At 70.8% G+C, this 19,031-nt stretch carries 14 protein-coding genes; 7 read left to right on the top strand and 7 right to left on the bottom strand.

Going from position 1 to position 19,031, the window contains the following annotated elements:
• Positions 1-17: 17 nt before the first annotated feature.
• Both AB0J69_RS53550 and AB0J69_RS53545 read right to left on the bottom strand, forming a co-directional pair.
• Complete coding sequence (locus AB0J69_RS53550; RefSeq protein ID WP_364135197.1) at positions 18-758, bottom strand: MBL fold metallo-hydrolase; 741 nt, start codon at positions 756-758, stop codon at positions 18-20.
• A 24-nt stretch (positions 759-782) separates the two neighbouring features.
• Positions 783-923, bottom strand: coding sequence for a hypothetical protein (locus AB0J69_RS53545; RefSeq protein ID WP_364135194.1), 141 nt, complete (start codon positions 921-923; stop codon positions 783-785).
• Positions 924-1,322: 399 nt separating this feature from the next.
• Between AB0J69_RS53545 and rho the strand changes: the two genes are divergently transcribed.
• The 3 genes from rho (at position 1,323) to AB0J69_RS53530 (ending at position 5,411) form a co-directional block, all read left to right on the top strand.
• Positions 1,323-2,429, top strand: a complete 1,107-nt coding sequence (rho, locus tag AB0J69_RS53540) for a transcription termination factor Rho (RefSeq protein WP_364135191.1) — start codon at positions 1,323-1,325, stop codon at positions 2,427-2,429.
• Positions 2,430-2,465: 36 nt separating this feature from the next.
• Complete coding sequence (locus tag AB0J69_RS53535; protein WP_364135188.1) at positions 2,466-3,506, top strand: putative RNA methyltransferase; 1,041 nt, start codon at positions 2,466-2,468, stop codon at positions 3,504-3,506.
• Positions 3,507-3,650: 144 nt separating this feature from the next.
• The gene (locus AB0J69_RS53530; RefSeq protein ID WP_364135185.1) at positions 3,651-5,411 is read left to right on the top strand and encodes a prolyl oligopeptidase family serine peptidase; all 1,761 of its coding nucleotides are present in this window, start codon (positions 3,651-3,653) and stop codon (positions 5,409-5,411) included.
• 175 nt (positions 5,412-5,586) lie between these two features.
• On the opposite strand, the gene AB0J69_RS53525 is transcribed toward AB0J69_RS53530, so the two are convergent.
• The gene (locus tag AB0J69_RS53525; protein ID WP_364135183.1) at positions 5,587-6,777 is read right to left on the bottom strand and encodes a GAF domain-containing SpoIIE family protein phosphatase; all 1,191 of its coding nucleotides are present in this window, start codon (positions 6,775-6,777) and stop codon (positions 5,587-5,589) included.
• 471 nt (positions 6,778-7,248) lie between these two features.
• Between AB0J69_RS53525 and AB0J69_RS53520 the strand changes: the two genes are divergently transcribed.
• Entirely contained in the window at positions 7,249-11,436 is a 4,188-nt protein-coding gene (locus AB0J69_RS53520) for a HAMP domain-containing protein (RefSeq protein WP_364135180.1), read from the top strand.
• A 3-nt stretch (positions 11,437-11,439) separates the two neighbouring features.
• The gene (locus AB0J69_RS53515; protein WP_364135177.1) at positions 11,440-12,069 is read left to right on the top strand and encodes a response regulator; all 630 of its coding nucleotides are present in this window, start codon (positions 11,440-11,442) and stop codon (positions 12,067-12,069) included.
• Between the two features lie 136 nt (positions 12,070-12,205).
• On the opposite strand, the gene AB0J69_RS53510 is transcribed toward AB0J69_RS53515, so the two are convergent.
• Positions 12,206-13,462 carry an NYN domain-containing protein gene (locus tag AB0J69_RS53510; RefSeq protein WP_364135174.1) on the bottom strand — a complete coding sequence of 419 codons (1,257 nt, stop codon included), beginning with the start codon at positions 13,460-13,462 and terminating at the stop codon, positions 12,206-12,208.
• Positions 13,463-13,648: 186 nt separating this feature from the next.
• Entirely contained in the window at positions 13,649-15,991 is a 2,343-nt protein-coding gene (locus tag AB0J69_RS53505; protein WP_364135171.1) for an RNA polymerase sigma factor, read from the bottom strand.
• Positions 15,992-16,088: 97 nt separating this feature from the next.
• On the opposite strand from AB0J69_RS53505, the gene AB0J69_RS53500 reads away from it, so the two are divergent.
• Both AB0J69_RS53500 and pyrE read left to right on the top strand, forming a co-directional pair.
• Complete coding sequence (locus tag AB0J69_RS53500; protein ID WP_364135168.1) at positions 16,089-16,784, top strand: hypothetical protein; 696 nt, start codon at positions 16,089-16,091, stop codon at positions 16,782-16,784.
• On the top strand, positions 16,781-17,314 hold the full coding sequence (gene pyrE / locus AB0J69_RS53495) for an orotate phosphoribosyltransferase (protein WP_364135166.1): 534 nt from the start codon (positions 16,781-16,783) through the stop codon (positions 17,312-17,314). Before AB0J69_RS53500 ends, pyrE begins: the two co-directional genes overlap by 4 nt.
• 70 nt (positions 17,315-17,384) lie before the next feature.
• On the opposite strand, the gene AB0J69_RS53490 is transcribed toward pyrE, so the two are convergent.
• Positions 17,385-17,846 carry a hypothetical protein gene (locus tag AB0J69_RS53490; protein WP_364135163.1) on the bottom strand — a complete coding sequence of 154 codons (462 nt, stop codon included), beginning with the start codon at positions 17,844-17,846 and terminating at the stop codon, positions 17,385-17,387.
• A 240-nt stretch (positions 17,847-18,086) separates the two neighbouring features.
• The gene (locus AB0J69_RS53485) at positions 18,087-18,887 is read right to left on the bottom strand and encodes a DedA family protein (RefSeq protein ID WP_364135160.1); all 801 of its coding nucleotides are present in this window, start codon (positions 18,885-18,887) and stop codon (positions 18,087-18,089) included.
• Between the last annotated feature and the right edge of the window lie 144 nt (positions 18,888-19,031).

The following is a 19,031-nucleotide window of genomic DNA, read 5'->3' as shown; positions in this document are numbered from 1 at the left end:
ATGTTGCCCGAACCCGCTCACAGACGCAGGAACGGCTCGCTGAAATGAGCGGTGGCGAGGATCGCCCGTTCGGCCCTGAGCGCGGCGAGCACCTCGGCCCGGGTGCGCGCGGCGGCCTCCTGGTCGTCGTCGTAGACGTAGCGGATGGCCGGGTCGTCCAGCTGCACGGGGTGCAGGACCAGGTCGCCGGTCATGGCCAGCTCGCCGACCCTGACGATCTGGTGGCCGGGGGTGTGCCCCGGCGCGGAGTGGACGTGCACGCCCGGCGCGACCTCGGCGTCGCCCTCGACCACGTGGAGCTGAGCCCTGATCTTGCTGACGACCTCGTGGAGCATCGGGCCACGGGCCGCGTCCAGCTCTGCTTGCTGGAGCACGTAGCGGGCGTTCTCGAACACCGGCCTGCCGTCGGCGACCGCGCCCGAGGCGTGGTCGCTGTGCAGATGGGTGAGGATCACGGTGCCGATCTCGGCGGGCGCGACGCCCGCGGCGGCCAGCTCACCGGCCAGCGTGCCCGGAACCGGCGCCCAGCTCGACGCCGGCGAGTCCGCGGCGCCGATGCCCGTGTCGACCAGGGTCAGCCGGCCGGCGCCGTCGCGGAGCAGATAGCAGTGGAAGTGCAGGACCCACGGCTCGTCCTGGAGCCCGGAGCCGGCGAACATCTCCGCCGGCGGGCGGCGGATCGACGCTCCCATGGGGCCCACGGCGTCGCAGAGTGGTGTCACCTCGACGCCGGACACGGTCATAGATCTGTGCGGCACCCGGCAAGACTAGGGCCGCCGGTCCTAGGCCGCGACGGGCCGGCGCGGGACGTACTCGTTCTCGAGGTCGGCGGCGAAGACGGCGCGGCGGCAGTGCGCGCACCTGTACATGATCGGGCCTTCGTCGAGCTCGTGGTGACACCGCGGGCAGTGGTTGGTCTTCATGGTGCTCCCCCAAGGAGTCTTCCTGTTGGTCCCAATGGAACCCTCACCGAGTTGCAGGGACCCTGCATGCCACTTGACACGATGACGCTGCGCCGATGGGGGTTCAGTGCTGTTCGATACACCGGGCGCGGTAATTTTCCTCGCAGTACGGTGCCGAGAAGAACATTGTCACGCACCTACCCCGCGTTCGCGGGTCAAGACACGAGAACCGCCCGGGAATAGCCCAAGAGGGCTAGGTGTTCCATGGGCTGGATGGTGTGGTATCTTCCCACCAAGCGTTGAGCTCCAGCTCCGCTGATCCTCACCACAGCCCAGCCCCCTTCGCGAGGGCCCGGCTTCCTTTCATCATCACGCCCGGCTCCTCGGGGCCCGGCGCATTTTCCCTCAAGGGGCTCCATCATGTCTGTGCAAACCATTCCTGAACAGCGTTCTTCTGTCTCGATCCGCCACGTCAGTGGCCTTCTGGACATCAACGACAAATCCGCGTTCATCCGTGCGGGACACCTGCCCGCTCCGGGCGACGTCCGCCTTCCCCCCGAAAAAGTACGGCAGTACGACCTGCGTCCCGGCGACCACGTCGTCGCGTCGCTCGCCGGGAACAGGCTCGTCGACGTCGAGTCGGTCAACGGCGCCACCGAGTGGCGCGGCCGGCCCCGGTTCGCCGAGCTCACGCCGATTCACCCGACCGAGCGGCTCAACATCGAGACCGAGTCGCTCAGCACGCGCGTCATCGACCTGTTCGCGCCCATCGGCAAGGGGCAGCGCGGCCTCATCGTGGCGCCGCCCAAGGCCGGCAAGACCATGGTCCTGCAGGCGCTGGCCGCCGGGATCGCCCGCAACCACCCCGAGGCGCACCTGATGGTGGTCCTGGTGGGCGAGCGGCCCGAGGAGGTCACCGACATGCGCGCCACCATTCCGGGCGAGATGTTCTACTCGACCTTCGACCACCCGGACCGCGACCACGCCGCCGTCGCCGAGCTGGCCATCGAGCGGGCCAAGCGCCTCGTGGAGGCAGGCCGGGACGTGGTGCTGCTGCTCGACTCGCTGACCCGGCTGGGGCGCGCGTACAACAACCTGGCGCCCAGCGGCGGACGGGTGCTCACGGGCGGCATCGACGCCCGCGCCCTCTACCCGCCGAAGCGCTTCTTCGGCGCCGCCCGGAACGTGGAGGGCGGCGGCTCGCTCACCATCATCGCCACCGCGCTCGTGGACACGGGCTCGCGGATGGACAACAGCCTCTACGAGGAGTTCAAGGGCACCGGGAACATGGAGCTGCACCTGACCCGCGAGCTGGCCGAGCGGCGGGTGTTCCCGGCCGTGGACCTGGACGCCTCGGGCACGCGGCGCGAGGAGATCCTGCTGCACGAGGCGGAGCGGCAGGTGGTCTGGCGGCTGCGTCGATCGCTGACGACCCTGGAGAAGCAGAAGGGCCTGCAAGTCCTCGTGGACAGGCTCCGCTCCACCTCCTCCAACGCCGCCTTCCTCCTCGAGGCCAGCGCCGCCTGACCCATCCGCTCCCCGCCTGCCGCGAGAATGGGCCGCATGCTGGCCGACATCGTCGAATACCTCATCTGCCCCGTCTGCCGAGCCGACCTGCGGCTCGACGAGAGCGCCGTGCGCTGCGCCGCCGGGCACACCTTCGATGTCGCCAAGCAGGGATACGTGAGCCTGCTCGTCGGATCCAGGCCGCCGGGCACCGCCGACAGCCCCGCCATGGTGGCCGCCAGGGCCGCCTTCCTCGACGAGGGGCACTACGCCCCGCTCGCCGACGCGGTCGCGGAAGCAGTCCGGACGCATGCGACAGGTGAGAACGTTCCAGGAAAACGTGAGTCCTCTACCGAAACGAATGACGGCACGGAGTTGAGGGCGTACCGTGGGGCGGGAGTGGAGGCCGGTTACGGCACGGGGCCAGGAGGTCCCGCGCGGGAGCCGGACATCGTCGAGGATCGTCGCGCGGAGGGCAGGGCCGCGCCGGTGATCGTCGACGCAGGCGCGGGCACCGGGCACTACCTGGCGGCCGCGCTCGACGCGGTCAACGATGGCATCGGGATGGCGTTCGATGTGTCGAAGCACGCTGTACGCCGGGCGGCGCGGGTGCATCCCAGGGCAGGGGTGTTCGTGGCCGACGTGTGGCGCCCGCTACCGATCAGGAGCGGGGTGGCCGATGTGGTGATCGACGTGTTCGCGCCCAGGAACGGGCCCGAGTTCAGGCGGATCCTGCGGCCCGGCGGGGTCGCGGTGGTCGTCACCCCCGCACCCGAGCACCTCAGCCCGCTGGTCGAGGAGCTGGGCCTCCTCTCCGTGGACGAGGAGAAGGAGCGCAGGGTGGCACGCAGCCTGGAGGGGTTCACGGAGTCCGGGCGGCGCTCGATCGAGTTCGAGATGGAGCTGGGGCATGGTGACATCGCCCAGGTTGTCGGGATGGGCCCGAGTGCATGGCATAACGACGCGACCACGCTCGATGAGCGAATTGCGGCATTTGTCGCCCGGAACGTCGCTAAAGGACAGCGAAAAGTAGTAACGCGCGCAGCGTTTCACCTGTCTATCTTCGAGCCGGCGCCCCGATCAAGACCCGTTACTTGACGGACATGAGCGGCCGGTGTTACTGATGGGGCATTTAGTCCGAAATTCCCCCACATTCTCGCAGTATTTCCCCGGAACAGGCGCAATACTGGACGGCATCCCACGCCCGGCGGCGCGGGACATCAAAGGGAGGGGGCGCACCGGATGAAGGCGGAGGAACGCTGGCAGGCCAGGTTCCGGGCGTCGCGCATGACGCTGCCGTCCTGGGCGCGCCAGGCACCGAACCGCTCCATTTACCGCTCCAACGCCACCGGAACGTGGGAGGTCTACGCCTGGGACCGCGTGGCCGGCTCCATCCGCCAGGTCACCGACCGCCCCAAGGGCACCGCGTACGCCTCCATCGACCCCACCGGCCAGTGGATCTACTGGTTCGCCGACACCGACGGGGACGAGTTCGGCGAGTGGTGGCGCCAGCCGTTCACCGGCGGGCCCGACGAGCCGGTCGCGCCCGACCTGCGGCCGGGCCAGACCGGCGGCATCGCGCTGTCCACCACTGGCGTCGCGGCGATCAGCCTGGCCAGGGACGGCGCGTTCCGCATCCACCTGGTACGCGAGGGCGAGCGGGCCGAAACGCTGTACGAGCACACGGAGGCCGCCTGGCTGGCCGGCATGTCCCTCGACGGCTCCCTTATCGCGATAAATCATGGTGAATACGGCGACTTCCGGCATCCGGCCCTCCGCGTCGTCCGCCAGGACGGCCGCACGGTGGGCGAGCTCCACGACGGCCCGTCCAAGGGCGTCGTCGGCCTCAGCTTCGCCCCCGTGGTCGGCGACCGCCGCCTGCTGGCCCTGCACGAGCGCCGCCAGCGCCACGAGCCCCTCGTCTGGGACCCGGTCACCGGCGAGCAGCGCGAGATCTGGCTGCGCGACGCCGGCGACCTGGCGGCCGAGTGGTACGACGACGGCCGCGGCCTGCTCATCATGCGCGACGACCGCGCCCGCAGCTACCTGCACCGCTACGACCTCGCCGGCGGCGGCCTGACCCTCATCGACACCCCGCACGGCGTGATCGAGGAGGCCGCTCCCCGGCCCGGCGGGCACGTCGAGTACTCCTGGTCGAGCGCCTCGCGCCCGCCGGTCATCCGGTCGAGCACCGGCCAGGTCGTGGTCAACCCCGGGGGCCCGCCGGCCCCGCCGAGCGTGCCCGTGGAGGACATCGACGTCGAGGGCGAGGGCGGCCGCATCCACGCGCTGGTCTCCAAGCCCGAGGTGGGCACCGCCCCCTTCCCCACCGCCTTCCTGCTGCACGGCGGCCCGACGTCGCACGACCGCGACGCGTTCTCGCCGGAGGTCGCGGCCTGGGTCGACGCGGGGTTCGCGGTGGTGCGGGTCAACTACCGGGGCTCGACCGGCTACGGCTCGGCCTGGCGCGACGCGCTGCGCGGCGACGTGGGACACATCGAGCTGGCCGACGTGGCGGCCGTCCGGCAGTGGGTGGTCGACCAGGGCATCGCCGACCCGTCCAGGACGGTGCTGGCGGGCTCGGCGTGGGGCGGCTACCTCACGCTGCTCGGCCTCGGCACCCAGCCGGACCTGTGGGCGTGCGGCATCGCCGCGGTGCCGATCGCCTGCCACCAGACCTCGTACGAGGACGAGGCGGAGAGCCTGCGCGCCTTCCACCGTGCCCTGCTCGGCGGCTCGCCCGACGAGCAGCCCGAACGGTACGCGGCCAGCTCCCCCATCACCTACGTCGACCAGGTCAAGAGCCCGCTGCTGATCCTCGCGGGCGAGAACGACCTGCGCTGCCCGCTGCGCCAGATCGAGAAATACGTGGCCAAGCTGGCCGAGCACGGCCGCGAGCACGAGGTCTACACCTACGACGCCTTCCCCGGGTCCCTCGTGGTCTCGGAGCGGATCGCGCAGACGGCGCTGCAGCTGGAGTTCGCCCGCAAGCATGTCGAGTGATGTCTGACACTCTGTAAGAATCTTCCTGACAGGTGGCCTTGAACGTCGGCCCGCTCGCCTGTCAGCATCACGCCCACCCGCAATCAGCTGGAGGGGCGCACGTTTGAGCAGCAGCGACGGGCGGCTCGGCCCAGCGGGCGCGCAAATCTGTGACCGCCGGGTTGACAGCGCTCGGCTAGCGGGCGCGCAGCACCACGATCGCCAGGTCGTCGGCGCTCGGCTCGGAGGCGAACTCCGCCGCGCCCCTGCGGATGCGCTCCGCCACGGCGCGCGCCGACAGCCCCGCGCACTCGGCCAGCAGCTTGGCCAGGCCGCCGTCGTCGTCCAGCAGCCGCCCGCCGGAGCGCCGCTCGGTCACCCCGTCGGTCACGGCCAGCAGCACGTCGCCGTGCTCCAGGTGGACGGTGTCGGCCTCGAACAGGACCTCGTGGAAGACCCCGAGCAGCGACTGCGGCGTGGTCACCGCCTCGACCTTGCCGCTCGGCTTGAGCCGCAGCGCCTCCGGGTGGCCGGCCGACACCAGGCGCACCTCCAGCCCGCTCTCGACGGGCGTGATGTCGCCGTGCAGCAGCGTGAGGAACCTCGCCCGCTCGCCCTCCTCCAGGATCGCCTGGTTGAGCCGCCCGAGCACCGCCGCCACGCCGTAGCCCTCCCGGGCCAGCAGCCGCAGCGTGTGGCGGGCCAGGCCGGTCACGGCGGCGGCCTCGGGGCCGGTGCCGCAGACGTCGCCGATGGCGAACCGCCACGAGTCGTCGCCCGCCTTGAACAGGTCGTAGAAGTCGCCGCCGACCTCGTTGGCCTCGCCCGCGGGCTCGTAGATGACGCCGTAGTCGAGCCCGGGGACCTCGGGCTCGTTGGGCGGGAGCAGGCTGCGCTGGAGCGCCCGGTTGGCGGCGGCCTGCTGGGCGTAGAGGCGGGCGTTGTCCATGGCCAGCGCGGCGCGCCGGCCGATGTCCTCGGCGAACTGGATGACCTCGTCGGGGAAGCGGTCGGGCCGGCCCAGGCACATCATGCCGAGGCTGCGGCCGCGCGCCATCAGCGGCACGGCGAGCACCTGCGACTCGGGCAGGTGGATCATGGAGGTGACCCGGGTGTCGGCGGCGCTGATGTCCATGTCCGTGAGCTGCTCGCGCAGCCCGTCGATCCGGGCCTCGTCGGCGTGCCAGAGATAGACCAGCCGCAGCGGGCCGGAGTTGTCGGAGGTGTAGACGGCGCACCAGCTCGACAGCCTGGGCACCACGACCTGGGCGATGATCGCCGGGACCATGTCGGGGTCTAGCGTGCCCGCCAGCAGGTCGCTGGCGTCGGCCAGGAACCCCAGCCAATGTGGCCCTCTGCTGCTCTCCTCCAGCCATTCGGCCGCCACCCGGTCCGCCGAGCCAGGTAGCGTGAGCCTTGCCCAATGGACACGGGAATCACCCGCAAAGGTGACTCCCCACTCCTCGACGTTGACGGAAGGAGCTTTTGGATCACCCTGGGAAAGGTTTCGTTGCCGCAACTCCACCTGGACTGCGTCCCCGAAATGCTTCCAAATCACCTCAAACGGCTCGTCAGCGACCTGCTCTGCCAGATCTCCAGCGACCTGTTCGGCAGTATGGAGCACGCCGCCGGTGGCCCACGCGGTCATCACCTCGCGCGTGAACCTCATCGCAGCCGTCACAGCGGTCTCGCCCGGCGCGAAGGTCGCAGCGAGCACCGCATGGGGAGAAGCAGTCATCCCAACGTGCCTACCACACTTCCCGCTGACTTGGGGTAAATCCAAGGACAGGACTACGAGCTACTCATCGTGACAGACTTGAATCACTCGCCGGAGCCAGCAGCGAGTGAAGGAGGCCCCATGACCACGGCCAAGGCCGCGCCAAGCCCTGAGGAGAGGACTTACACCGAGTCGGATCTCGTGCCCATCCTGGAGACTCTCTTCTCTTGGCGTGACGGCGACTTCCGGCGTCGGGTCCCTCATGCGCCTCCTGGCATCCTCAGCGAGGTGCGGCTGCTGCTCAACGAAGTGGCCGATCGTCGCGAGCACCTCGCCAACGAGCTGGTGCGCGTACGTAAAGAAGTCGTCAAGGAAGGCCGCTTCGGTGAGCGGCTGACGCCCGGACCGGGTGTCGGCGCCTGGGCGGAGAGCGTCGAGTCGGTCAACATGCTGATCGACGCCCTGGTGAGCCCGGTGAGTGGCGCGGCCGACGTCATCGACGCGGTGGCCAAGGGCGACCTGTCGCGGCGCATCGACCTCGACCGCTCGGCGCGCGGCGAGGTGCGGCGCCTGGGCAAGGCCATCAACGGCATGGTGGACCAGCTCGCCCTGTTCAACTCGGAGGTCACGAGGGTGGCCCGCGAGGCGGGCACCGAGGGCCGGCTGGGCGGCAGCGCCAACCTGCGCGGCATGTCGGGCAGCTGGCGCGACCTGACCGAGGCCGTCAACACGATGTCCTCCCGGGTGGCGGCGCAGGTGCGCGACATCGCCGTGGTGACCACCGCGGTGGCCAAGGGCGACCTGAGCCGCAAGGTGACCGTCGACGCCGTGGGCGAGATGTTCGAGCTGAAGAACACCGTCAACACGATGGTCGACCAGCTCTCCGGCTTCGCCGAAGAGGTGACCCGGGTCGCCCGCGAGGTGGGCACCGAGGGCCAGCTCGGCGGCCAGGCGCAGGTCACCGGCGTGTCGGGCGTCTGGAAAGACCTCACCGACAACGTCAACTTCATGGCCAACAACCTGACGTCGCAGGTGCGCAGCATCGCGACCGTGGCGACGGCGGTGGCCCAGGGCAACCTGTCGAAAAAGATCACAGTCGACGCGCAGGGCGAGATCCTGCAGCTCAAGGACACCCTCAACACGATGGTCGACCAGCTGTCGTCGTTCGCCGACGAGGTCACCCGCGTGGCCCGCGAGGTGGGCACCGAGGGCAAGCTGGGCGGGCGCGCCGAGGTGAAGGGCGTGTCGGGCGTCTGGAAAGACCTCACCGACAACGTCAACTCCATGGCCAACAACCTGACCTACCAGGTCCGCAACATCGCCCAGGTCACCACCGCGGTCGCCAACGGCGACCTCACCCGCAAGATCGACGTGGACGCCCAGGGCGAGATCCTCGAGCTCAAGTCGACCATGAACACGATGGTGGAGCAGCTGTCGTCGTTCGCCTCCGAGGTGACCCGGGTCGCCCGCGAGGTCGGCACCGAGGGCCAGCTCGGCGGCCAGGCACAGGTGCGCGGCGTGTCCGGGGTCTGGAAGGACCTGACGGACAACGTCAACTCCATGGCCAACAACCTCACCTCGCAGGTGCGGCAGATCGCGGCCGTGTCGTCCGCGGTGGCGCAGGGCAACCTGTCTAAGAAGATCACCGTCGACGCGCAGGGCGAGATCCTGCAGCTCAAGGACACCCTCAACACGATGGTGGACCAGCTGTCGTCGTTCGCCGACGAGGTCACCCGGGTCGCCCGCGAGGTCGGCACGCAGGGGCAGCTCGGCGGCCAGGCCAGGGTGAAGGGTGTGTCGGGCGTCTGGAAGGACCTCACCGACAACGTCAACTCCATGGCCAACAACCTGACGTACCAGGTCCGCAACATCGCCGAGGTGACCACCGCGGTCGCCAACGGCGACCTCACCCGCAAGATCGACGTGGACGCGCAGGGCGAGATCCTGGCGCTCAAGACCACCGTCAACCGGATGGTCGACCAGCTGTCGTCGTTCGCCTCCGAGGTGACCCGAGTCGCCCGCGAGGTGGGCTCGGAGGGCCAGCTCGGCGGCCAGGCCCGGGTCGAGGGCGTCGAGGGCACGTGGAAGCGGCTCACCGAGAGCGTCAACGAGCTGGCGGGCAGCCTCACCACCCAGATCCGCGCGATCGCGACCGTGACCAGCGCCGTGGCGCGCGGCGACCTGACCCGCTCCATCGCCGTCGAGGCGCAGGGCGAGCTGGCGGAGCTGAAGGACAACATCAACTCGATGGTGGCCAACCTCCGCGAGACCACGCAGGCCAACCAGGAGCAGGACTGGCTCAAGTCCAACCTGGCCCGCATCTCCCGGCTCATGCAGGGCCACCGCGACCTGCTCGAGGTGGCCAAGCTGACGATGAGCGAGCTGACGCCGCTGGTGTCGGCCCGCTACGGCGCCTTCTACAGCATCGACCCCGAGGGCGACCACGAGCTGATCCTGATCGGCGGCTACGGCGTGCGGCCCGACCGTGGCCCGCGCCAGCGTTTCGGGATCGGCGAGGGCATCGTCGGCCAGGCGGCGGCCGAGGGCCGGCACATCGTCCTGGACGACGTGCCGCCGCAGTTCATCACCATCGACAGCGGGCTCAGCCGGTCCACGCCGGCGCAGATCGTGGTGCTGCCGATCCTGTTCGAGAACCGCGTGCTCGGCGTGCTGGAGCTGGCCTCGTTCACGCCGTTCGGGGAGGTGCACCTCGACTTCCTGACACAGCTCGTCGAGACCATCGGCGTCACGATGAACACGATCATCGCCAACTCCCGCACCGAGGACCTGCTGACCGAGTCGCAGCGGCTCACCCGCGAGCTGCAGGAGCGCTCCGACGAGCTGCAGCGCCAGCAGGAGGAGCTGCGCAGGTCCAACGCCGAGCTGGAGGACAAGGCGGCGCTGCTGGCCAAGCAGAACCGCGCGATCGAGATCCAGAACTTCCAGATCGAGCAGGCCCGCCGCACGCTGGAGGAGCGGGCGGAGCAGCTCGCGGTGTCCTCGCGCTACAAGTCCGAGTTCCTGGCGAACATGTCGCACGAGCTCCGCACGCCGCTCAACAGCCTGCTCGTGCTGGCCAAGCTGCTGACCGAGAACGCCGAGGGCAACCTGACCTCGCAGCAGGTCGAGTTCGCCCGTACGATCCACAGCGCCGGCTCGGCGCTGCTCCAGCTCATCAACGACATGCTCGACCTGTCGAAGGTCGAGGCGGGCCGGATGGACATCCACCCGATCCAGGTGTCGCTGCCGAAGATGGTCGACCTGCTGGAGGCCGCCTTCGCGCCGCTGGCGCAGGACAAGGGCCTGTCGTTCACCGCGGACGTCGAGCCCGACGTGCCGCACGAGCTGCGCGCCGACGAGCAGCGCCTGCAACAGGTGCTGCGCAACCTGCTGTCCAACGCGGTGAAGTTCACCCCGCGCGGGGAGGTCAAGCTGCGCGTCTCGACGGCGCCGGCCGGGGTCGACTTCGACGACGACACGTTGCACGACGCCGACGACCTGCTGGCCTTCCAGGTGATCGACACCGGCATCGGCATCGCGCCCGACAAGCGGGACGTCATCTTCGAGGCGTTCAGGCAGGCCGACGGCACCACGAGCCGGAAATACGGCGGCACGGGCCTGGGCCTGGCGATCTGCCGGGACATCGCCCGGCTGCTCGGCGGCGAGATCCACGTGGACAGCGAGCTGGGCAAGGGCAGCACGTTCACGCTCTACCTGCCGGCCTCCTACACCGGTCCGCTGGCCGCTACCGACGGAGGGGCGGCCTCGCGGCGGCAGCTCATGACGCCGCCGTCCGAGGATCCGTCCGGCCCGGCGTCCGAGCCGCCGCTGCCGCTCGACCTGCCGATGCCCGAGCTGGTCGAGCCGCCGGTCGAGACGCCCAGCCAGTGGCAGGGCGACGATCCGCTGAACGGCGCGAAGATCCTCATCGTCGACGACGACATCCGCAACGTGTTCGCACTGACCAGCGTCCTGGAGCGACACGGCTCCACAGTCGTCTACGCTGAAAACGGCCGGGAGGGGATCGAGCAGCTCGAACGGAACGAGGACGTCGCGCTCGTGCTGATGGACATCATGATGCCGGAGATGGACGGCTGGGCCACGACCTCGGCCATCCGCCGCATGCCCCAGTTCGCCGATCTGCCGATCATCGCGCTGACCGCCAAGGTCATGCGCGGCGATCGCGAGAAGAGCATCGCCTCGGGCGCGTCCGACTACGTGCCCAAGCCGGTCGACGTGGACCGCCTGCTCGAACGGCTGCGCGGCTGGCTCAGCCGCGGGCGCGGCGCCGCGTCCGACGCATCAGCCTCCTCAGCCGAAGGGTCGTGATCGATGCCGGATCGTGCCAAGATCCTCCTCGTTGATGACCGCGAGGAGAACCTGATCGCTCTCGAAGCGATCCTCAGCTCACTGGACCTGGTGCCGGTGCGCGCCAGGTCGGGAGAGGAGGCGCTCAAAGCGCTGCTCAACACGGAGTTCGCACTGATCCTGCTGGACGTGCGGATGCCGGGCATGGACGGGTTCGAGACCGCCGCGCACATCAAACGGCGGGAGCGCACCAGGAACATCCCGATCATCTTCCTGACCGTGGTCGACAGCGCTCCCGACTACGCCTTCCGCGGCTACGCGGCGGGCGCGGTGGACTACCTGACCAAGCCATTCGACCCGTGGGTGCTGCGGGCGAAGGTGTCGGTGTTCACCGAGCTGTACAACATGAACAAGCGCCTGGCCGAGCAGGCGTCGATGCTCCGCGACCGCCTCAGCGGCGAGCTGCCGCCGGGGACGGGTGACCACGCGTCGGTGCTGCCGGAGCTGTCGCGGCGGCTGACGGCCGTGGAGGACGAGCTGGCCCGGGTCAGAGAGCTGGCCCGCAAGTCGCAGGACCCGGCGCTGGCCGTGCCGCTGACCGATCTGACCGATCGCCTGAACCATCTGCGCGCCGGATTCGACGCGCTCTCCTGAGCTCTGACGCCGCACCCCCGGGACGTACGCATGGCCCCGGGGGTTTCTCGTGGCACGGTGAACCACCGGGCTGGCATGGGGGGGAAGGCGAGCGAGGGGCTCAGAGGGTGGTGCGCTCGGGGGGAACGGTGTGGCGTCAGTGGCGGGCGCGTTCCAAGGCGTCCCAGAAGCCGCGCCGCAGCGCGTGGCGTACTTCGTCGTGCAGCAGGAAGTCGATCGGCAGGGACGACCCCTGCAGCAGCCGCGCCTCCAGGTCCGACGGCATGCGCGGCTTGCGGGCGAGCACCGCCTCCAGCCACAGCGCGGGCGCGTCGCGCGCCACCGACTCCCCGAAGTCGTGCCCCTCGCGGTGGGCGGCCTTGACGGCGTCGGCCAGCGTGGTGGCCCCGGCCGTCGCGGCCGAGGGCGGGCTGACGGGGGCGGGCTGCGGGCCGGTGTACGGGCCGAGCTGCGACGGCTGGTAGCTCCCGCTGGACGGGGAGGCGAACTGGCCGGTGCTGGGGCTGGACGACTGGGGCTGCGCCTGGATGGGCCCGGTGACCGGGGCCGCGGGCGGCGGCTGGGGCGGCTGCTCCTGCTGGTAGTTGCTGTACGTCGGCAGCACCGGCGGCGTCGAGGACTGGCCGCGCCCGGAGGACGACCCGTTGGACGAGGGCCCGTTGATCGACGGCTGGCTGTTCAGCGAGGAGGAGCCGGCCGCGTGGCTGCCCGTGGACGACGGCGTGTGCGGGAGCGACGAGGAGGGCAGGGACGGCGATGAGGACGGAGGCAGGCTCGTCGGCTGCGCGGGCGGCAACGAGTGGGTGGACTGCCCGTTGCTGATCGGCTGGTGGTGCCCGTTGGACGACTCGGTGATGCCGGTCACCACGCTGACGTAAGGCCGCAGGTGGACCGCGCCCAGCTCCACGAGGTCGTCGCACTCCTGCCGCAACGACCGCGAGACGGCCCAGCCGCCGTCGGCCGCGATGTGGATGACGCTCACCCTGATGCCGAGGTCCTGCGCGTCGCACACGACCTGCGCCAGGTCCTCGTCGCCGCTGACCACCACCGCGTCGCAGATGGCGTTGTTGCGGGCGAGGGTCATGAGGTCACGGTGGACCTGGGCGTCGACGCCTTCGCGCCGGCCCGGCCGGATGCGTGACAGCCTGAGCTTGAGACCCGGTATGTCGGCCAGTGCGTCGTGCTCCGGGGTGCGGCGGCCCTCCACGGTCGCCTCGTACCAGTAGCACCGCAGCAGCGGCAGGCCGGTGCGCTCGCGCGACAGGCTGGTCATCAACTGGAGCAGCCCTGGGTAGTCCCAGGAAACCGCTTCGCGATGACGCGTGCCGTGCACGGCCATCGCTCCATCAGCCAGCAGATAGCCGGCGTCCACGAACAGCGCACAGCGATCCACTGACACCGCCCCTTTCCTGGTGGTCCGACCTTGCTGGCTCTGCACCGTCAGAGACCGGACTCGGCGGCCCTCTCTCAGGGTAATGAAAGCAGGTGATCGCGCGAGGGTTAATCCCGACGATTCGGCACCCGCTCACCGTCGGGCCAGACCATTTAGGCAGACCGTACCAGTTTGTCCCGTTCACGGTCACGATCGCGCCCGCACACTCAGCGCGGCGACTCCGAACAGGACCACGTCCTTGTCGGTGACGATCGTCAGCCCGGGATCCACCCCGAGCTCAGCGCTGACCGTATCGACGTCCGTACCGAACGTCATCTCCGCCACGCCGCCCGACGACCCGTCGAAGACGTTCGAGGGGTCGCGGTCGCCGCCGCCCGGCGTGAGCGGCCCGGACCCGAGCGAGACCTTGTCACCCTTCAGGTCGGCATCCCCCTCCCACGTGACCAGCTCGACCCTGGCCGGCGAGGCGGCCGGGATCAGCCCGCCCAGCGGGATGCGCACCCGCCGCGACTCGCCGCCGATGACGGTCGCCGTGTCGAGCACCACGGCCTGGCTGTACGGCTCCGACGGATCGGTGACGATCAGCACCAGGCTCCAGCCCGCGTGCCGCGCGACTCCCTCCCGCATCGGCGCGTCGGCCGCCCACCAGGTGCCGTTCGCGCGCACGTTGCCGACCAGCTCGCTCACGTCGGCGAACGCCTGGTAGACGGGGCCCAGCGGGAGCTCGCGGGTCGTCACCTGGCTCGGCCGGACCGTCAGGTATTTGCGCCGCCCCGGCGGCCTGATCTTGATGGGCCCCGTGGCGTCCTCGCCGGTGGCCGACCAGTAGAGCCCCGCCCACACGACCTCGCCCCCCTTCGGCAGGGTCAGCTCGGCCCCGCTGGAGGACTCGGTGTCGGGCCGATCGTCCTGGTCGAGCGCGGCCATCGGCCACAGGTCGTTGTCGCGCTGCCCGCTCTGGCGCCGCCTGGCCTCCGGGCAGCCCGCGCGCTCCTCGGGGCAGCTCAGCAGCGTGTTGCCGATCGCCCTGACGGCCACCTTCCCGTCGGTGGCGAACCTGGCCGGCGCGCCGCTCGCGCGTATCCCGTCCTCGGCGCGGGCCTGGACCCGCAGCGAGCCGGCGGCGATGCGGACGGCGGGCCCGGGGCCCTCCGGCGCCTCGTCGGCCACGAGCACCCGCAGGAACACCGTCGTGCCCTGCCCCGCCGCCAGGGGCGCCCTGGCACACCTGGCGCCGCCCGCCGACGGGCGGCACGCCCAGCCGTCCACCGTGCCCACGGGGCCGTGGAGCGCGGCGGCCTGGCCGCGCCGCGCCTGGGGGACGAGGGTGACGCCCGGCGGCAGGTCCACGTGCGCCGCCAGCTCCTCGCTGGGCCCCTCGCCGTAGTTGCGCAGGCGGATGCCGACGATGCCGGGCTGGGCGCGTACGAGGGCGCCGAGAGGGTCGATCGTGGCCCGCAGCCGGGCCTTGCCCGGCTGCTCCTTCCTGACCGGCGGCGGCACCCTGGCCGGCGCCTCGCTCGGCAGCGGGACCGGCACCGGCGCCACCGACGCGGGCGGCTGCGCCACCTGCCTGACCTCGGGCTGCTTCCTGATCGGCGGCTCGTCGGAGGCCAGCAGCAGCGCGGCCGCCACGACCACCGCGACCGCCGTCGTGCCGCCGGCCACCGCCACCTGCTGCTGCCTGGGCGCCCGCCGCAGCCGGCCGAACAGGCGCAGCAGGCCGCCCGCGCCACCGCCGCCCGCGACCGCCTTGGCCAGCGCCGCCGCGTAGCCGCCGAACAGCGGCCCGGCGATCAGCGGCCCCACCATGACGCGCAGCCCTCGGTTGACGTCGGTCAGCTCCAGCAGGACCCCGTGGCACTCCTCGCAGCCGCTCACATGGTCGTCGACCACCTTGGAGTCGCGCCTGGCCAGCCCGCCCCGCACGTAGGCGCCCATCTTCCCCAGCACGGGACGGCACTCGTGCTGCGGCGGGGCGCTCAGGTGCATCTGCAGGTACGCCTGCCGCAGCCCCTCCCTGGCCCGGTACGCCAGCGCGGCCACCCCGTTGGCCGACAGCCCCAGCAGCGGCGCCACCTCGGCCGGCCGGACCCGCTCCACCTCGGTGTGCCAGAGCACCGCCCGCCAGCGCTCGGGCAGCGACAGGTAGGCCCGGGCGATCAGTGACCGCTCCAGCCCGACGAGCGCGGGATCGACGAAGGGCACCCCCGGGTCGTACTGCTCGATCTCTCCCGTGCTCACCTGGCGGCTCTCGACCCTGGAGCGGTCGTAGACCGTGCGCCGCACCACGGTGAGCAGGTAGGTGCGGAAGCCGGACTCCGGCCCGCCGCCCCTGCCCACCAGATCGAGGATCTTCGTGAACGACTCCGCGACCACGTCCTCGACCTCGGCGCCCCTGACGAGCTGCCGGGCCAGCGCGCGGGCCGCCGCCACGTGGCGCTCGTAGAGCTCCCCGTAGGCAGCGGCATTGCCCTCTCTGACGGCCTGCAGCAGATCAGCATCGCTTTGCGGCGATTCGACACCCATAGTGACCTCACGATTACGCGGGGTTGCCCCGCGCAATCATTCCGCATTCCCCGTCATGACTAAACCGCGCCCGCGTCTTTACTCCGGGAGGCATTCGATGGAGCAGGACGTACTGGCGCGGTGGCGCGGCAGGAGCATGGCGACGGGCTGGTCGCTCGCCGACGACTGGTGGACGCCCGAGGCGGAGGTCGTGATCAAGGCCGTGTGCGGCGGCTGCGACCTGTCGCAGGCGTGCTGGGGCCTGGGTGCGGCGCGGGCGGGCGCGGGCGTGGGCATCGCCGAGGGCCTGAACGACCTGGCGGCGCTCTTCGCGGTCTCGGGGGCGGGTGAGCCGCCGTTCACCGCGGTGCGCTCGTTCGCGGCGGGGTGGGCGGAGCAGAGCTTCGCGCCGATCGGGGAGCTGCACTGCGAGGATCCGCTGACGGGGCTGGTCAGCCTGGCGTACCTGCGTACCCGGCTGGCGCAGCTCTACCGGGGCTCGCCCGCCGGAACGTGCCTGGTGGTGGCCGAGCCGTCGGAGCGGGTGGAGGAGCTGGCCGAGCGGCTGGCGGCGGCGCTCAACCTGGCCACGGCGCTGCGGGCGGCGTTCCCCGGGGACGAGACGCTGGCGCTGCTGGGGCCGCTCCGGGTGGGGGCGGTGACGGATCGGGACGAGCTGCTGGCGGAGAGGGTGGCGCGGCTCCGGGCCTCGGAGATCCTGTACGGGCGGCGGCCCCGGGTCCGGGTACGGCCTCTGCCGAGGGCGTACGGGCAGGCCCTCGCCCTGATCAGGACCCTAAGCTTGGACCCATGACGGATCGCGACAACCTCCTGGCCGAGATCAAGAACAAGGCCCTGGTGCACGGCAAGGTCATCCTTTCCTCGGGCAAGGAGGCCGACTTCTACCTCGACCTGCGGCGGATCACGCTCGACGGCGTGGCCGCGCCGCTCGTCGGCAGCGTGATGCTCGACCTGACGGCCGACCTCGACTACGAGGCGGTGGGCGGGCTCACGCTGGGGGCCGATCCGGTGGCCGCCGCGATGCTGCACGTGGCGGCGGCGCGCGGGCGGGCGCTGGACGCGTTCGTGGTGCGCAAGGCGCAGAAGGCTCATGGCATGCAGCGGCGGATCGAGGGGCCCGAGGTGAAGGGGCGGCGGGTGCTGGCCGTCGAGGACACCTCCACGACGGGCGCCTCACCGCTGACGGCCGTGGAGGCGCTGCGGGAGGCGGGGGCCGAGGTGGTGGCCGTGGCGACGATCGTGGACCGGGGGGCCAGGGAGCGGATCACGGGTGAGGGGCTGGAATACCGGTCGGCGTACACGCTGGGGGACCTGGGGCTCTGACCCGCCGGACCGCGCTCCCGCGGGTGTTCGAGGGGAGGGCGAGCCGCGCGACGGACGCCCGTGTCCGGGGTCAGCCGGGGTCGCGGACGGTGAAGGCTTCGCGGGCGCCCTGTTTGCCCTGGTCGCGCGGCTTGCCGTTCTCCGTGACGCGGACCGTGCCCGCGTCGCTGAGCACGACGTCCAGCTCCGGCTCGAAGTAGCTCACCTCCTCGCCCTTGCTCATCTCGCGGTACTGCAGCACGTCCCCGCCCGGTACGCGGACCGTGACGAGGGGGCAGGTCTCGGCGAGGCACTCGATGCGTACGGTCGGCACCTTGCCGGTGGCTTCCGAGGCCGTCGAGGGGCCGGTCGAAGGGCCGGCCGAGGGGTCCGTGGCGGGGGCGGAGGCGGGCTCGCGGTCGGGCGCCGCCGCGCCGAGCGAGCCGATCAGCGCGCGACCGCCGATGACCAGCAGCGTCACCACGGCCCCCGCCGCCAGGACGGCGAGCGCTAATCGGGCGATGCCCATCGGATCTGACCTGTGGCGTCCCACAGGGGGCAGCGTACCCGGTGGTGATCCGCCGTCGCTGTCAGTGCGCGCAGTCGGTGCGCCCAGTTGGTGAGTCCAGTCAGTGCGCCCAGTTGGTGCCGCGGTTGGTGCCGCGGTTGGTGCCGCGGTTGGTGCCGCGGTTGGTGCCGCGGTTGGTGTCGTCGGCTGCGCGCCGACCGCCCTTCCGCGCGCGGAGACAGGGCCGGCGGCGGTCCGAGGACCGTTGTCCTCGGGCGCGTCGTTTCAGTGCCGGATGTCCGGCGAACCGCTGTCAGTGGGCGCCGGCCAGCCGGCCTGGCCGTCGGTGGGCGCCGGCCAGTTGGACTGGCTGTCACTGGGAGCCGTCCAGCTGGACTGGACGCGGTGGTGCTTGCCGTTGGGCTCCGGGAGCTGCTTGGCGGCGCGGCGGTGCTTGACGGCCTCGACGATGATCGGGATCAGCGAGATGAACACGATCACGAAGACGCCCGGCAGGATGTACTTGTCGATCTGCTTGGGGTCGACCTGGCCGCCGAGGAAATGGCCGAGCAGGATGAGGCCCTCGACCCAGACGACGCCGCCGACCACGTTCCACAGGAAGAAACGCTTGGGGCTCATCTCCAGCACGCCGGCGACGGGATTCATGAACGTACGGACGATCGGCACGAACCTGGCCAGAATCACCGCCTTGGCGGGACCGAACTTCTCGAAGAACTCCTCGGCCCTGAGCACGTGTTCCCTCTTGAACAACCGCGAATCCGGTTTGTCGAAGAGTTTGCGACCGAATCTCGCCCCGAGGAAATGCCCGAGTTGGGCACCGGCGATCGCGCACAGCGGCGTGCCGATCAGCAGGACGGGGAGCGAGAGCGGGGCGATGCCCATTCCCGCGGCCACCGACGCCGAGCTGAAAATCCCCGCGGCCACCAGCAGTGAGTCACCGGGCAAGAAGAACCCGAGCAGCAGACCCGTTTCGGCGAAGATGATCGCGAGAACGCCGATGGTGGCGAAAGCGCCGAGAATCGTGAGCCACCACGTCGGGTCGAGGAGATTCCAAAGCCAGTCCACGCGCAGAGCCTACCCGTAGCGGGCATGCTCGACATGACCATCAAGCACGCGTTGTCTCTACCACAGCGGGTAGTGAGCCGGGATACTGGGCCCTGGCGCGAAGCCGTAACTTCTCAGGGAGATGAATCATGCCTATTGCGACTC

It is taken from the genome of Nonomuraea sp. NPDC049709, from assembly GCF_040674815.1.
Lineage (GTDB): Bacteria > Actinomycetota > Actinomycetes > Streptosporangiales > Streptosporangiaceae > Nonomuraea.
Note: the sequence above shows the minus strand (reverse complement) of the source record. Positions and strands in the feature narration are given on the sequence as shown.